Annotated in this window: 16 protein-coding genes; 8 read left to right on the top strand and 8 right to left on the bottom strand. The window is 72.1% G+C overall.

All coding sequences use genetic code 11. The features are described from left to right. Positions 1–82 precede the first annotated feature (82 nt). Complete coding sequence (locus ABZ297_RS27950; protein ID WP_355351671.1) at positions 83–220, bottom strand: hypothetical protein; 138 nt, start codon at positions 218–220, stop codon at positions 83–85. Between the two features lie 100 nt (positions 221–320). Between ABZ297_RS27950 and ABZ297_RS27945 the strand changes: the two genes are divergently transcribed. Beyond that, on the top strand, positions 321–941 hold the full coding sequence (locus ABZ297_RS27945) for a DedA family protein (protein WP_355351669.1): 621 nt from the start codon (positions 321–323) through the stop codon (positions 939–941). On the opposite strand, the gene ABZ297_RS27940 is transcribed toward ABZ297_RS27945, so the two are convergent. Then, a complete protein-coding gene (locus tag ABZ297_RS27940; protein WP_355351667.1) occupies positions 912–1,652 on the bottom strand; it encodes a GntR family transcriptional regulator in 741 nt (246 codons plus the stop codon). The genes ABZ297_RS27945 and ABZ297_RS27940 overlap by 30 nt on opposite strands. A 252-nt stretch (positions 1,653–1,904) precedes the next feature. Between ABZ297_RS27940 and ABZ297_RS27935 the strand changes: the two genes are divergently transcribed. Further along, on the top strand, positions 1,905–2,687 hold the full coding sequence (locus ABZ297_RS27935; RefSeq protein ID WP_355351665.1) for an inositol monophosphatase family protein: 783 nt from the start codon (positions 1,905–1,907) through the stop codon (positions 2,685–2,687). Between the two features lie 86 nt (positions 2,688–2,773). On the opposite strand, the gene ABZ297_RS27930 is transcribed toward ABZ297_RS27935, so the two are convergent. Together ABZ297_RS27930 and ABZ297_RS27925 are read right to left on the bottom strand one after the other, a co-directional pair. After that, positions 2,774–3,463, bottom strand: a complete 690-nt coding sequence (locus ABZ297_RS27930) for an HAD family hydrolase (RefSeq protein ID WP_355351663.1) — start codon at positions 3,461–3,463, stop codon at positions 2,774–2,776. Positions 3,464–3,663: 200 nt separating this feature from the next. Further along, positions 3,664–4,317, bottom strand: coding sequence for a GntR family transcriptional regulator (locus ABZ297_RS27925; protein WP_355351661.1), 654 nt, complete (start codon positions 4,315–4,317; stop codon positions 3,664–3,666). A gap of 68 nt (positions 4,318–4,385) precedes the next feature. Here ABZ297_RS27925 and ABZ297_RS27920 point away from each other — a divergent pair, with 68 nt between their 5' ends. Then, the gene (locus ABZ297_RS27920) at positions 4,386–5,573 is read left to right on the top strand and encodes a CoA transferase (protein ID WP_355351659.1); all 1,188 of its coding nucleotides are present in this window, start codon (positions 4,386–4,388) and stop codon (positions 5,571–5,573) included. Then, entirely contained in the window at positions 5,570–6,406 is an 837-nt protein-coding gene (locus tag ABZ297_RS27915) for a CoA ester lyase (protein WP_355351657.1), read from the top strand. Before ABZ297_RS27920 ends, ABZ297_RS27915 begins: the two co-directional genes overlap by 4 nt. Before the next feature lie 18 nt (positions 6,407–6,424). On the opposite strand, the gene ABZ297_RS27910 is transcribed toward ABZ297_RS27915, so the two are convergent. After that, positions 6,425–7,057, bottom strand: a complete 633-nt coding sequence (locus ABZ297_RS27910) for a TetR/AcrR family transcriptional regulator (RefSeq protein ID WP_355351655.1) — start codon at positions 7,055–7,057, stop codon at positions 6,425–6,427. 133 nt (positions 7,058–7,190) lie between these two features. Between ABZ297_RS27910 and ABZ297_RS27905 the strand changes: the two genes are divergently transcribed. Genes ABZ297_RS27905 through ABZ297_RS27895 form a run of 3 tightly spaced genes read left to right on the top strand, consistent with a single transcriptional unit; the run spans position 7,191 to position 9,992 of the window. Then, positions 7,191–8,174, top strand: coding sequence for a sugar ABC transporter substrate-binding protein (locus ABZ297_RS27905; protein WP_355351653.1), 984 nt, complete (start codon positions 7,191–7,193; stop codon positions 8,172–8,174). 31 nt (positions 8,175–8,205) lie between these two features. Further along, a complete protein-coding gene (locus ABZ297_RS27900) occupies positions 8,206–9,240 on the top strand; it encodes an ABC transporter permease (protein WP_355351651.1) in 1,035 nt (344 codons plus the stop codon). Further along, positions 9,237–9,992: an ATP-binding cassette domain-containing protein gene (locus ABZ297_RS27895; protein ID WP_355351649.1), complete on the top strand. Its 756-nt coding sequence runs from the start codon at positions 9,237–9,239 to the stop codon at positions 9,990–9,992. The genes ABZ297_RS27900 and ABZ297_RS27895 overlap by 4 nt, the downstream gene beginning before the upstream one ends. A 7-nt stretch (positions 9,993–9,999) precedes the next feature. On the opposite strand, the gene ABZ297_RS27890 is transcribed toward ABZ297_RS27895, so the two are convergent. Beyond that, the gene (locus tag ABZ297_RS27890; protein WP_355351647.1) at positions 10,000–10,578 is read right to left on the bottom strand and encodes a TetR-like C-terminal domain-containing protein; all 579 of its coding nucleotides are present in this window, start codon (positions 10,576–10,578) and stop codon (positions 10,000–10,002) included. 148 nt (positions 10,579–10,726) lie between these two features. Here ABZ297_RS27890 and ABZ297_RS27885 point away from each other — a divergent pair, with 148 nt between their 5' ends. Then, positions 10,727–11,161, top strand: a complete 435-nt coding sequence (locus tag ABZ297_RS27885) for an MFS transporter (protein ID WP_355351645.1) — start codon at positions 10,727–10,729, stop codon at positions 11,159–11,161. Here ABZ297_RS27885 and ABZ297_RS27880 read toward each other — a convergent pair. Both ABZ297_RS27880 and ABZ297_RS27875 read right to left on the bottom strand, forming a co-directional pair. Continuing rightward, positions 11,151–12,779 (bottom strand): hydantoinase B/oxoprolinase family protein, encoded by a 1,629-nt coding sequence (locus ABZ297_RS27880; protein WP_355351643.1) that lies wholly within the window; start codon positions 12,777–12,779, stop codon positions 11,151–11,153. The two genes, ABZ297_RS27885 and ABZ297_RS27880, sit on opposite strands and share 11 nt — an antisense overlap. Next, on the bottom strand, positions 12,776–14,806 hold the full coding sequence (locus tag ABZ297_RS27875; protein ID WP_355351641.1) for a hydantoinase/oxoprolinase family protein: 2,031 nt from the start codon (positions 14,804–14,806) through the stop codon (positions 12,776–12,778). The genes ABZ297_RS27880 and ABZ297_RS27875 overlap by 4 nt, the downstream gene beginning before the upstream one ends. Positions 14,807–14,866: the final 60 nt, after the last annotated feature.

Here is a 14,866-nt window from a genome sequence, read left to right as displayed (position 1 = left end):
CGGCCTCCCGTCAGGAGGCGTCCTCGGCGTCCCGTCGGGATTCGGCGTCGGCGTCCCGTCAGGAGGCGTCCTCGGCGTCCCGTCAGGAGTCGTCTTCGCCGTCCCGCCAGACACGCGCGTGGCATGAGACGCGCATCGCCCGCAACTCCCGCTCGGGCTCCCAGTACTTGGTCGAGGTGAACGGCGACCGCTTCACGAAGGTCAGGCGGTCGAAGGTCAAGGATCGCTTCCCGGATCGCGGCCGGTAGTCGCGCGCGGGCGGTGGACGCCGCCGTTGAGGGGCGGCGCCCAGGGTCGAGTGGCGCGGCTAAGGTAACCAGGTGCACATCGATGAGTGGCTGCAGACGATCCCGCCCGGGTGGCTCTGCGCGCTGGTGAGCCTGGTGATCGGGCTGGAGAGCCTCGGCATTCCGCTGCCGGGCGAGATCGTCCTGGTCAGCGCCGCCCTGCTGTCCGCCAGGGGGGTCGTGAGCCCCGTCTGGGTGGGGGTGTGCGCGTCCCTGGGGGCGATCGTGGGCGACTCCATCGGGTACACGATCGGCCGCAAGGGCGGCAGGCCGCTGTTCGAGCGGGTCGGGCGGCGCTTTCCCAAGCATTTCGGGCCCCGGCACGTTGCCAGGGCCGAGCACTACTTCGAGCGGTTCGGGGTCTGGGCGGTCTTCGTGGGCCGTTTCGTGGCGCTGCTGCGGATTCTCGCCGGGCCGCTCGCCGGGGCGCTGCGGATGCCGTACTGGCGCTTCCTGATCGCCAACGTGCTCGGCGGCATCGTCTGGGCCTGCGGCACCACCGCGGTGATCTTCTATCTCGGCATCGTCGCCGAGAAGTGGCTGAAGGGGTTCTCCTGGGTGGGCCTGGTGGTGGCGGTGCTGTTCGGCATCGGCACCACCTGGTACCTGAAGCGGCGTGCCGCCTCAGCGCTCGATGAGAGTGACCTCCAGTGAGTAGTGGGAGGCCCGGTAGACGTGTGAGCCGTGCTCGACGGCCCTGCCCTGGTCGTCGTACGTGGTACGGATCATGGTGAGGAGGGGCGCGCCGCGGCGTTCGTCCAGGAGCCTGGCCTCGGCCTGGGTGGCCGCGCGGGCGCCGATGCGCTGGTTGGCCACCCGCATCCGGACTCCCGACGCGCGCAGCAACTCGTACAGGCCGCGGGTCTCCAGGTCGGTGGCGGTCAGCGCGGCCAGGTTGAGCGGCAGCCAGTTGTGCAGGACGGCCAGCGGCTCCCCGGCGGCGAAGCGCAGGCGCTCCAGGTACAGGACGTCGCTGCCCGCCTCGACGCCGAGGATCGCGGCGATGTCCTCCTCGACGAGCCGCGGCTCCAGCGCCAGCACCTGGGTGGCCGGTTCCTGGCCCGACCGGCGCAGGTCGTCGTAGAGGCTGGTCAGCTCCACCGACCGCTTGACCTGGCCGTGCACCACCTGGGTGCCGACCCCGCGCTTGCGGACCAGCAGGCCCTTGTCGACCAGGTACTGGATGGCCTGGCGGATGGTGGGCCTCGACAGGCCGAGCTTGTCGGCGAGCAGGATCTCGTTGTCGAGCCTGGAGCCCGGGGGCAGGTCTCCTCGCCGGATCGCTTCGGCGATCTGCTCGGCCACCTGGAAGTAGAGGGGGACGGGGCTGGATCGGTCCAGGTCGATCGCCAGGTTCGCGGTCATGCCGATCAGGTTAACCGAGGTCAGAATGTCCTGACAAATAGCTCATGTTAGCCAGCAGGTCGTGACAGCCGTTCATCCGAAGGTGAGAATGTTCGGACATAGTACGAGACGCCGCTGAGGATCGTCGCCCACGCCCGTGGGGTACGCGCGGGAGTGGGCATGACGGTTTTGATGGCGTCGAAGGTGCGCGGACGTGATCCCTTCCCCGGGGTGCGGCGGCGCCCTCGCACCGATGAGCTCGCTGGAGGAGACATGGACGCGACGCAACTGCTCGAGACCGCCTGCGAGGCGGCCAGGGCGGCGGGCCCGCGACTGCGCAAGGCGTTCCGCTCCCGGCCGCAGGTGGCGACCAAGCGCGACTTCCACGACCCGGTCACCGAGCACGACAAGGCCGCCGAGGACACCATCCGGAACGTGATCAACATGCGCCGGCCCGGCAGTGTGATCGTCGGGGAGGAGGGCGGCGTCACCGGTGAGGGCGACCTGACGTGGTACGTCGACCCGATCGACGGCACCGCCAACTTCGCCGCCGGCCTGCCGTTCTTCTGCGTCTCCATCGCCGTCGCGGTACGCGGGGAACTGGTGGCGGGAGTGGTCTACGACCCGGTGCGCGACGACGAGTTCTCCGCCACGACCGCGGGCGCCTGGTGCAACGGCACCCCCATCCGCAGCGCCGGCGCCACCACCGACCGCGAGGCGATGCTGCTGTCCAGCTACCCCACCCCGCGCGACCTGGTCGAGGAGGGGGATGAGGCCCTGGCCCGGTACGGCCGGCTCCTGGACTCCTTCGCCGCCGTCCGCAGACTGGGCAGCGCCGCGCTCAAGCTCGCGCACGTCGCCGCCGGCTGGGCCGACGTCGCGTACGGCACCCGGGCCAACCCGTGGGACGTCGCGGCCGGCGCCCTCCTGGTGCGGCAGGCGGGCGGCGTCTATCTGGGCGACCCGCTCGTCCCCAGCGACTATCTGGCCCACGTCGGCGGCTTCGACCTGGAGAACTCGGCGATCGCGGAGTTGGCCCGGCGCTCCGCCGGATGACACCGGCCGCGATGCGCGCCCGGCCGCGACGGGCGTTCGCCGTGACGGGGGCGCGGTCTTGACGGGCGTTCGGCCGCTGGGCCCGCTCAGATGGACGTGACGAGGCCCGGCAGCTCCGCCAGCGAGGAGATCCTGGGGAATCCGGCGGGCGGCTGACCGATGCCGTGCCTGTCGAGCCAGACCGAGCGCATGCCGGCCGCCGCCGGGCCCAGGACGTCCTTGGCCAGGTCGTCGCCCACCAGCAGCACCTCCTCCGGCGGCAGGCCGAGCGCGGCGGCGGCGCGGGTGTAGCTGCCGGCCGACGGCTTGAAGTGGCCGTCCAGCACCTCGCCCGTCAGCACGGGCCCGACCTGGCCGTCGAGCCCGATCGCCCGCACCTTGGCCTCCTGCATGGCCTGGGAGCCGTTCGTCAGCACGCCCAGCCGGTACGCCGCGGACGCGGCCACCGCTCCCGCGGCGTCAGGGTAGGCGCTCCAGCCGTGACGGTAGCGCTCGGCGAAGTCGGCGAACGCCGAGTCCACGTCGGCGGGGACGGCGAGCTCCAGCTCCGCGCAGAACGCCCGGACCCGGCGGCGGCGCTGCTCCTGCCACGAGCACTCGCCCGCGTGCCAGGCCGCCAGGTGCGGCTCCTCCAGCGCCTCCCACAGCGCCCCCGCCTCGGCCAGGCGGGGATGGCCGGGGGAGCGGGCCGACACCCACGCGGTGATCCCGGCGTCCGCCGCCGAGCGGTGGTCCATCAAGGTGCCGTCCAGGTCGAACAGAATGCCGCGAATCACAACCACGCGCCTCCCGTGAAGCTCGCCGGACCACTCGCCGGACCATCGGACGTCGAACCGCGCCTCGCGGCCGGCCTCCCACCCAGCGAACCACACCTCGCGACGGGCCCGCGAACCGTGACGGGGCCTGCCGACCTGTCGAGGGGAGACCCGCGACCCGAGGGCCGCAGCACGACGCCTCGCGGCCGGTCCGGCGCCGGTCAGGGTCTTCTGCGGTACTCGCCGGCCTGCCGGACGTGGTCGATCATGACGCGCTCCGCGGTGTCGCCGTCGGCCTCGTCCAGCGCCTTCAGGATGCGCGCGTGCGCGTCGAGCTGCCTGCGGACCTGCTCCTCGTCCAGCCAGAGGGAGGCGAGGGGCGGCACGGGGAAGCTGTTGCGCACGGCCCTGGCGTGCTGGCCCAGGAAGGCGGGGCCGCCGATGTCGACGACCCGCAGGTGGAAGGCCTGGCTCTGGGCGCCGAGCCGGTCGAGCCTGCCCTGCTCGGCGTCCTCGACCATCGAGGCGTGCAGCTCGCGCAGCTGGTCCAGCTCGGCGGGGGTGGCGCGGGACGCGGCCAGGCGCGCGCCCAGGCCCTCGACGACGGCGCGCAGGCCGTAGAACTCCTCCAGCGCGTCGTCGCCCAGGTCGATCACGGTCGCGCCGTGGTGGGCCTCATAGCTGATCAGCCGGTCCTTCTCCAGCCTGCGCAGCGCCTCGCGCACCGGCGTGACGGACACGCCGAGCCGCTTGGCCACGGCCGCGGCCCGCAGCGCCGTGCCGCCGGGGATGCGCGCGCTGCGGATCTCGTCGAGCAGCACGGTGTAGACGTAGTCGGCCTTGCTCATCGGCGGACGCGGCTCGCTGATCGACATATCCCTCAGTGTCCCCGCAATCTGGGCAAAGGTTGACCTATGACTTATTTCTTATAAGTTACATACTCATGACGAGCCTCGCAGACCTGCGGGTCATCGACGCCGCGACCCTGTTCGCCGGGCCATCCGCCGCGATGATGCTCGGCGACTTCGGCGCCGACGTGATCAAAATCGAGCACCCCCGGCGTGGCGACCCCTCGCGCGGGCACGGCGCCTCGGTCGACGGCGTGGGACTGTGGTGGAAGACCCTGTCACGCAACAAGCGCGCCGCCGCGATCGACCTGTCCCGCGCCGAAGGGCAGCGGATCCTGCGCAGCCTGGCCGAGCGCTCGGACGTGCTGATCGAGAACTTCCGCCCCGGCACGCTGGAACGCTGGGACCTCGCGCCCGAGGACCTGCTGGAGCTCAACCCGCGCCTGATCGTGGCACGGATGACCGGCTTCGGGCAGTTCGGCCCGATGGCCAGCCGTCCGGGGTTCGGCACGCTGGCCGAGGCCATGAGCGGGTTCGCGTCGATGACCGGCCAGCCGGACGGCCCGCCCACGCTGCCGCCGCTCGCCCTGGCCGACGGCATCGCCGGGCTCGCCATGTCCTACGCGATCATGGTGGCACTGCACGACCGCGAGCGGACGGGACGCGGCCAGGTCATCGACATGGCCATCATCGAGCCGATCCTCGGCCTGCTCGGGCCGCAGATGACCGCCTACAAGGCCCTCGGCGTGGTCGCGCAGCGCACCGGCAACCGGTCGAGCAGCAACGCGCCGCGCAACACCTACCGCACCCGCGACGGCCGCTGGCTGGCCATCTCCACCAGCGCCCAGCCCATCGCCGAACGCGTCGTCACCCTGGTCGGCCGCCCCGACCTGGTCGAGCAGCCGTGGTTCGGCAGCGGCCGCGGCCGCGTCCAGCACGTGGACGAGCTGGACGAGGCCGTCGCCTCCTGGATCGCCGAGCGCGACGCCGACGAGGTCATCGCCCGCTTCGAGGAGGCGCAGGCCGCCGTCGCCCCCATCTACGACGTCACCGACATCGCCAAGGACCCGCAGTACGCGGCGCTGGACACCTTCATCGAGGTGCCCGACGAGGAACTGGGCGCGGTCACCATGCAGAACGTGATGTTCCGCCTGTCGGACACGCCGGGCGAGGTGCGCTGGCCGGGCCGCCGCCTCGGCCACGACACCGACGAGGTTCTCGGCGAGCTCGACTACGCGCCGGAGGAGATCGCCGGGCTGCGCGAGGACGGAGTGATCGCGTGACGATCCCCGTCACCTGGCTCTACGTCCCCGGCGACCGCCCTGAACGGTTCGCCAAGGCGGCCGCCTCCGGCGCGGACGTGGTCATCATCGACCTGGAGGACGCGGTCGTGCCCGCCCGCAAGGACGAGGCCAGGGCCAACGCCGTCGCCTACCTGCGCGGCCGGGACGCCACCGGCGAGGTGGAGGTGCACGTCCGGCTCAACGACCTGGCGACCCGGCGCGGCCTGGACGACCTCGCCGCGCTGGGCGGCGTGCCGGGGCTGGACGCGGTCCGGCTGCCCAAGGTCGAGTCGGCCGCGAGCCTGGACGTGCTGGAGGGCTTCCCCGTCCCGGCGTACGCGCTGCTGGAGTCGGCGGCGGGGATCGTCGCCGCGCCCGCCATCGCCGCGCACCCCCGCGTCGCCGGGCTGGCGCTGGGTGAGCAGGACCTCGCCGCCGAGCTGTCCATCACCGCCGGGAGCGCCATGGACCACCTCAGGCTCCAGGTCGTGCTCGCCGCCGCCGCCGCGGGCCTGCCGCCCGTGCCGATGTCCGTCTACCCCGACATCCGGGACGAGGACGGGCTGATCGCCTCCTGCGTGGCCGGTCGTGCGCTCGGACTCTTCGGCAGGACCGCGATCCATCCCCGCCAGCTTCCCGCCATCAGGCGGGCGTTCACCCCCACCGAAGAGGAGACGGCCAGAGCCGTCGAGATCGTCCAGGCGGCCGAGCGCGCGGAGCAGGCAGGGCTGGGCGCCATCGCCCTGCCCGACGGCCGCTTCGTGGACGCCCCGGTCGTCGCCAGGGCCCGCCGCACCGCGGCCCTCGCCGAGCGGCTCGCCTCGCGGGACTGATCCCGCGCATCCCGGGGGCTAGGGAGTCCAGCGGGCCTGGAGCTCCCTGTCCTCCGGAGGCGGGCCCGGCAGGGGGCGGTGGCCCTGCGGCACGCGCAGCGCGTCGAGCACCAGCGCGAGGTAGCGGTGACGCAGCTGCGTGGTGCGCTCCTCGTCGCCCAGCTTGATCGAGGCGAGCTGCTCGAACAGCAGCGCGATGTCGGCGACCGTGACGTCCGGCCGCAGCACGCCCGCCTCGACGGCCCGCGCGTGCGCCTGGACGGCCAGGTCCGAGGATCTGGCGGCGTCCCGGTACAGCTCCTCGGTGGGCTGGAACGTCCCCGCCAGCCTGATCGTGAGCGAGTTGGTGTCGGCGTCGACGATCCCGCGCATGTATCCGGCGAACGCCTCCCAGGGGTCTCCCTGGTCGTCCATGGCCTTCTCCGTGACCGCGATGTAGAGCTTGAGCCCGTCGCCGCAGAGCTTCTGCAACAGCGCTTCCTTGCTGGGGTAGCGCCTGTAGAGCGCGCTGATCCCGACGCCCGCGCGCTCGGCCACGGCCGCGATCGGCGCGCCGGGGTCGGCGGTGAAGACCGCCCGCGCCGCCGAGAGGATCAGCTCGTCGTTCCTCGCGGCCTGCGCCTTGCGGCCACTCAGGGGTGCAGTAGTCATGCCACCAGCATATGGGAACGAACGATTCCGTTCTACTGTTCGGCAAGATCTTCCCGTATTAGTCCGCATGTCTATACAAAGAGATGACGTTGAGGTAGAACCAGGGCGAGCCCGTCGGCCTTGGAGGTGCCCGATGAGACGTACCCCGATCGTGCTCGCCCTGCTGGGCGCGCTGACCTTGAGCGGCTGCTCCTCTTCAGGAAGCCCTGGCGCCCAGAGCGCGCCCGCGGCGGAGAACTCGCCGCCGGCCGCGGCCGGCGGCGGCACCTTCTCCGTGATCACCCACGGCGCGCCTGGCGACTCCTTCTGGGACGTGGTCAAGAACGGCGCCGAGGCGGCCGGCAAGAAGTACGGCGTCACGGTCACCTACCAGGGCGACGGCGACCCGGGCAAGCAGTCGCAGCTCATCGACCAGGCGGTGTCGCAGAAGGTCGACGGCATCGTGGTCTCCATGGCCAACCCGGACGCGCTGAAGGAGGCCATCGGCAAGGCCGTCGCCGCCAAGATCCCGGTGGTGACGATCAACTCGGGCGCCGACTCGTCCAAGGCGTTCGGCGCGATCACCCACGTCGGCCAGTCGGAGGACGTGGCGGGACGCGGCGCGGGCGAGCAGCTCAAGGCCGCGGGCGTCGGCAAGCTGCTGTGCGTCATCCACGAAGCCGGGAACGTCGGCCTCGACCAGCGGTGCAAGGGCGCCGAGCAGACGCTCGGCGGCACCGTGGAACGGCTGCAGGTGGACGTCAGCAACCTGGCCGACGTGACCTCCAAGGTCGCCGCCAAGCTCCAGTCCGACAAGCAGCTCAACGGCGTCCTCGCGCTCAACCCGGCCGTCGCGATCGCCGCCAGGGACGCGATCAAGGACGCGGGCTCCCAGGCCAAGCTGGCCACCTTCGACCTGTCGGGCGACGTCGTCTCGGCGATCAAGGACGGGGACGTCCTGTTCGCCGTGGACCAGCAGCAGTACCTGCAGGGCTGGCTGCCGATCACGTTCCTGTACCTGTACAAGAACAACCTCAACACCGTCGGCGGCGGCCTGCCCGTCAACACCGGCCCCGGCTTCGTCACCAAGGACAACGCCGACCAGGTGGCCAAGCTGGCCGAGGCGGGCACCCGATGACGAGGGCGCGACTCCGCCCGGGACGGCGGTCGTGACCGCCACCGCGGCCGACGAGCGGGTCGCCGGAGTCGGCCCGCTGCGGCGGCTGCTGATCAGGCCCGAACTGGGCGCCGTGGTCGGGCTGGTCGTGGTCTTCGCGTTCTTCGCGAGCCAGTCGGCGGTGTTCAGATCGCCTGACGGCATCGCCAACTGGCTGGACCCGGCCGCCACGCTCGGCATCATGGCGGTCGCGATCGCGCTGCTGATGATCGGCGGCGAGTTCGACCTGTCGGCGGGCGTGCTGACCGGCACGACCGGGCTGATCCTGGTCACTCTGGCCACCCGGTACGGGGTCAACGTGTGGCTCGCGATGCTGGCCGGCCTGGTCGTGGCCCTGGCCATCGGGTACGCCAACGGCCTGATCGTGACCAGGACGAAGCTGCCCAGTTTCATCGTCACCCTGGGCACGTTCCTCATGCTGCAGGGCGTCAACCTCGGCGTCACCAAGGCGCTGACCGGCACCGTCCAGGTCAGCGGGCTGCGCAGGGCGTCCGGGTTCGAGAGCGCCCGCGTGCTCTTCGCGGGGACGATCGAGATCGGCGGCACGTCGTTCCGGGTGGCGATCCTGTGGTGGATCCTGGTCACCGCCGTGGCCACCTGGGTGCTGATGCGCTCGCGGCCGGGCAACTGGATCTTCGCGGTCGGCGGCGACGAGCAGGCCGCCCGCGCCGTGGGCGTCCCCGCCGCCCGGACGAAGATCGCACTGTTCATGACGACGGCGTTCGCGGCCTGGCTGGTCGGCTCGATCCTGGCGCTGCGGTACACGTCCGTGCAGGCCAACATCGGCATCGGGCAGGAGTTCATCTACATCATCGCCGCCGTCATCGGCGGCTGCCTGCTCACCGGCGGATACGGCTCGGCGATCGGCGCCAGCATCGGCGCGGTGATCTTCGGCATGGCCGACAAGGGCATCGTCTTCCTGGGCTGGGACGCCGACTGGTTCAAGTTCTTCCTGGGCGCCATGCTGCTGCTCGCGACGCTGGCCAACCGCCTGGTCCGGCGGTACGCCGAGGAGGTGAAGCGTTGATCATCGAAACGCGCGGCATCGGCAAGACGTTCGGCTCGGTACTGGCCCTGCGGGACGTGTCGATGGGCGTCGAGCAGGGCAGCGTCACCTGCGTCCTGGGCGACAACGGCGCGGGCAAGTCGACCCTCATCAAGATCCTCTCGGGGGTCCACCAGCACGACGCCGGGTCCTTCCTGGTCAACGGCGCCGAGGTCCGCTTCGGCAGCCCCCGTGAGGCGCTCGACCGCGGCATCGCCACCGTCTACCAGGACCTGGCGATGATCCCGCTGATGTCGGTCTGGCGGAACTTCTTCCTCGGCTCCGAACCCCGCAAGGGCCTGGCCTTCGACGTGGCCACGGCCCGCCGGGTCGCCAGGGAGGAACTGCGGGCGATGGGCATCGACATCCGCGACGTCGACCAGCCGGTCGGCACGCTGTCAGGCGGCGAGCGGCAGTCGGTGGCGATCGCCAGAGCCGTCTACTTCGGCGCCCGCGTGCTCATCCTGGACGAGCCCACCTCGGCCCTGGGCGTCAAGCAGGCCGGGGTGGTGCTCCGCTACCTTGCCAGGGCCCGCGACCAGGGGCTCGGCGTGGTGTTCATCACCCACAACCCGCACCACGCCTACCCCGTCGGCGACCGGTTCGTGCTCCTCAACCGCGGGACGAGCCTCGGCGAGTACGCCAAGGCCGACATCACCAGGGAGCAGCTGACCAGCCTGATGGCAGGGGGAGCGGAGCTGGAGGAGCTGGCGCACGAGCTGGAAAGGGAGTGAGCGCCGCTCAACGGCGCGGGAGGGCGAGCGGCAGCACCACGTGGTCCACGATCCTCCTGGCCAGCTCGCCGTCCACCGGCTCGCCGCTGACCAGCGCGCGGAAGAACAGCGTCGCGGGGCCGAGCTGCCAGAGCAACTCGGTGTCCGCGGCTGTGGCCAGCTCGCCCCGGTCCCAGGCCCGCTGGAAGATCTCCAGGGTGGCCCGGCGGCGGGCCGCGAGGTAGTGCCTCTCCATCGCGGCGGCCAGCTCCGGGTGGTGCCGCGCCACGCCGACGAGCCTGGCGATGACGTCGCCGAGCCGGGCCAGCTCGCCCAGCAGCACGTCCATCAGCGCGAGCAGGTCCGTGCGCAGGCTGCCGGTGTCGGGCGGGTCGGGGGCGGGGGTGGCGGCGTTGGCGAACGCGGCCATCACCAGCTCGGCCTTGGACGGCCAGCGCCGGTAGACGGTCTGCCTGCCGACCCGGACCCGCGCCACGACCGCCTCGACGGTCAACCGGTCGTATCCGGTCTCGCGCAGCACGTCCAGCACCGTGTTGAGCAGCTCGGCCTCGCGCGCGGGCCCTCCTCGCAGGGGCGTCACGGACATGACTTCCAGAGTAGAGCTCACCCCTGCCGATCTGTCAGGGCCACAGTCATGTAGGTGCCGTCTTCGCCACCCGTGACGAGGAGCGTCCCCGCGCCTCGCGAAGGATCGGGCACGTCCGTGAGAACGCGCTCTGACCTGGCCTTATCCTGTGGGCTCAGGGCACGCCGCACAGCGCCGGGCAGGTGGGCAGGGCGGTGCGCACAACGGAGCGGAACGGGGGCGGCCATATCGTGCGGCAATACTTCGCGCCCCCCTCCGAGGAGCCCCCCATGACCGCCAGCGACGTCAGGACCCTGCCCATCGGGGCCGCCCGGCGGTCTACCTGTCGATCGGCTGGCCGATCGGCATGCTCGCCGCGATCGGCGCCTCGGTGACGCTGGGCGGCCTGGCCTGGCACGTGGTGGTCATCGCCAGCGCCGCGGCCGGCCTGTGGGCGTTCGCGATCAAGGCGTGGGTGCCCGAGTCGCCGTACTGGCTGGCCGCCCGCGGCCGTCAGGACGAGGCCAGCGCCGTCCTGCGCGACCTGGAGGACGCGCCCACCCGCCTGGCCCTGCACCTCGCCTGCCACGTGGTCAGCGAGTGATCATGCCCTGGGCCAGGTCTTCGGCGACGGCCCCGGCCGAGCGCAGGTCGGCGGGGCCGTAGCCGCCGCCTCCGCCCGACTCGCAGCGCAGCACGTCCCCCGCCTTGACCGGAAGGGCGTTGACCTTCAGCATCTCGCGCTCGTCCGCCGTGCCCGGGTTGAGGGTGACGCGCGGGGGCGCGCCCGCGTCGCCGCCCGCCAGGCCCCAGGCGGGGGTGAACGAGCGTTCGAACCACAGCGACAGCGAGGTGTCGCCGCAGAACTCGTACTCGCGCACGACGCCGTTGCCGCCCCTCCATCGGCCCGCGCCGCCGGTGTCCGGGCGGATCTCGTACCGGGTGACGCGCACGGGGAACAGCGTCTCCAGCACCTCGATCGGCATGTCCCGCAGCGAGCCGTTGACGTTGTTGATCAGGCAGGACTCGCCGTCGCCGCCGTCCCAGGCGCCCCACCCGCCGACGGTGGCCTCCTGGGAGACGTACAGCTTGCCGGTGCGCGGGTCGGTGCCGGTGAACTGGACGATGAGGGAGTCGCCGTAGGAGGCGGCGGCGGCCTTGTCCGGCAGGACGGGGGCCAGCGCCTTGACCACGAGGTCGATCAGCAGCCCGAGATGCGAGTAGTAGTACTGGCAGGCGGCCGGGGACCGGGCGGCGAGCATGGAGCCGGGCCGCGTCTCGACCGACAGCGGCCGGAAGGAGCCCCCGTTCAGCGGCACGTCCCCGGAGACGAGCAGCTTGTAGCCGACCCGGACGGCGGCGACCGCCTGGGCGGCGCCGCAGTTGACCGGGCCCGTCGCCTGGTCGGCGCAGTCGGTGAGGTCCACGTGCACGGACTCGCCCGAGACCGTGACGGTCACGTTGACCGGCAGCGGGGTGCCGAGGTCGATGCCGTCGTTGTCCAGGTGGCCGCCGGCCCGGTAGACGCCGTCGGGGATGGCGGCGATGGCGGCGCGCTCCATCCGCTCGGTCTGGGCGAAGATCTCGTCGCGGGCGGCCATGACGGTGTCCAGGCCCCAGCGGGAGACGATCTCGTGCAGCCGCCGCTGGCCTGTCATGGCGCAGCTCACCTGGGCGCGCATGTCGCCGAGGGTGGCGTGCGGGAAGCGGACATTGCGGGCGATCACCTCGTGCGCGTCACGGCAGGGCCGGCCGCCCGCGTAGACCTTGACCGGGCCGAGCCGCAGCCCCTCCTGGAAGATGGACGTGGAGTCCATGGACCCGCCCGGGTCCTTGGAGCCGACGTCCAGCCAGTGGGCACGGGAGGCGGCGAACCCGGCGAGCTGGCCGTCGACGAAGATGGGGCCGTAGACGGTGACGTCGTTGAGGTGGGTGCCGCCGATGTAGGAGTCGTTGAGCACCCACACGTCGCCTTCCTGCCACACCTCCCGCCCGTACATGCGCTCGGTCTCGCGGGTGCAGACCTCCAGGTTGCCGAGGAAGATCGGCAGCCCCGACGACTGGCCGAGGACGTTGTGGTCACGGTCGAGCAGGGCGACCGCGCAGTCCTTGGCCTCGTAGATGACGGGGGTGTAGGAGCTGCGGATGAGGGTGGTGTTCATGTCCTCCGCCGCCTGCAGGAGCGCGCAGCGGATGATCTCCGTGGTGACGGGGTCGATCACTGGGGGTTGTCCACCTTAATGATGAGGAATCCGTTGTCGTCGACGCCGGCGAGGCAGCCGGGAGGGATGACGGTGGTCGCGGTCTCCTCGACCACGATCGCCGGCCCGGAGAACTCGCCGTCCAGGGCGGTGCGGCGCAGCACGGGGGTGGTGTGCACCACGCCGTCGAAGATCACGTCCCGCACGGCGGACGCCTCGTGGCCGGGCGCCTCCAGGACGGTGCCGGCGGTGCGGGGGAAGCTGCCGAACCCGGTGCTGCGGAGCATGACGAACTCCACCGGGGCCTCGGGCGTGGCGTGCCCGTAACGGCTGGTGTGGGCCTCGGCGTAGCGGGCGGCGACCTCGGTGCGGAACTCGGGCTCGGCGGGCTCGTCGGCGTCGCGCAGCGCGATGGTCAGCGTGTAGTCCTGGCCCTCGTAGCGCATGTTCACGAAGTGCTCGACGCGGCGCCTGTCCTGCGGCACCCCCTGGCCGGTGAGCGCGTCCAGGGCCTCCTGCTCCAGGGTGGCGAGGCGGGCGGCCATGTCGGCGCCGTCGAGCGCGTCCTGGGGCCGGAAGTAGGGGTGGGTCAGGTCACGCCGGACCTCCGCCTCGAGCATGCCCCAGGCGGAGAACGCGCCGGGGTGGCGCGGGACGACGACCTCGGAGACGCCCAGTTCGCGGGCGATGAACACGGCGTGCATGGCGCCGGCGCCGCCGAAGGCGACCAGCGCGAAGTCGCGGGGCTCCACGCCGCGCTCGACGGTGAGGGTGCGGATGGCCTGCGCCATCTTGGCGTTGGCCACGTCGCAGATGCCCTCGGCGAGGGTGAGCGGGTCGAGGTCGAGCTCCTCGGCCAGGGTGGCGACGGCGGTGCCGGCGGCCTCGACGTCCAGGGTCATGAGGCCGCCGGCGAACCACGCCGGGTCCACGCGGCCCAGCACTACGTTGGCGTCGGTGACGGTGGCCTGGGTGCCGCCCCTGCCGTAGCAGGCCGGGCCAGGGACGGCGCCGGCGGATCGCGGGCCGACGCGCAGCGCGCCCGCCTCGGCGTAGGCGATGGAGCCGCCGCCCGCGCCGATGGTGTGCAGGTTGACGACGGGCATCAGGACGGGGAAGCCCTCGATGCGGGCCTCGGCGCTGACGTCGGGGCGGCCGTCGACGACGAGCGACACATCGAAGCTGGTGCCGCCCATGTCGACGCAGATCGCGTTGTCGCGGCCGAGCAGCCGGGACACGGCCACGCCGCCCATGGTGCCGCCGACCGGCCCGGAAAGGAGCGTCTGCAGGGGCCGCCGCATCGCGTACGAGGCGTTGACCAGGCCGCCGGACGACTGCATGACGTGCACGGGCACGGGCAGGCCGCGCTCGGCGAAGCGCTGCTCGATCCTGGCCAGGTAACGGCGCACGACCGGGCCCGTGTAGGCCTCCAGGACGGCGGAGGAGGTGCGCTCGTACTCGCGCCACTCGCGGGCCACCTCGTGCGAGAGCACCACCAGGACGTCGTCGCCGAGCTCCTCGCGCAGGATCTCGCCCGCCCGGACCTCGTGGGACGGGTCGGCGTAGGAGAACAGCAGGCAGACGGCCACCGCGTCGAAGCCCTCGTCGCGGGCCCGCCGGGCGGCCCGGCGCACGGCGTCTTCGTTTAGCGGGGTCAGCTCCCGGCCGTGCCAGTCGAGGCGGCCGGCGACCTCCATGACGTCCTGGCGGGGGATGAGCGGGACGGGCTTGCGGTAGCGCAGGTCGAACATGCGGTCGCGGTTGCCGCGGGCGATCTGGTACACGTCCCTGCCGCCCTCGCCGGCCAGCAGCAGCACCCGGGCGCCCGTGCGTTCGAGCAGCGCGTTGAGGCCCTGCGTGGTGCCGTGGACGAAGAAGGAGATGTCCGCCGGGTCCGCCACGACCCTGGCCAGGGCGGCGAAGACGCCTTCCGCGAGGTCTCCCGGCGTGGTGGGGGCCTTCGAGGCCACGACGGCGCCCGTTGCCTCGTCGTAGGAGACGACGTCGGTGAACGTACCGCCGATGTCCATGGCGACGCGATAAGTCATGCGTCGAACGGTATGTCGGCGAGGGCGCGGGCGCATGTGCAGGATGCACAGGCGGGCGGC

Source organism: Nonomuraea sp. NPDC005983 (assembly GCF_040614375.1).
GTDB lineage: Bacteria > Actinomycetota > Actinomycetes > Streptosporangiales > Streptosporangiaceae > Nonomuraea.
Note: the sequence above shows the minus strand (reverse complement) of the source record. Positions and strands in the feature narration are given on the sequence as shown.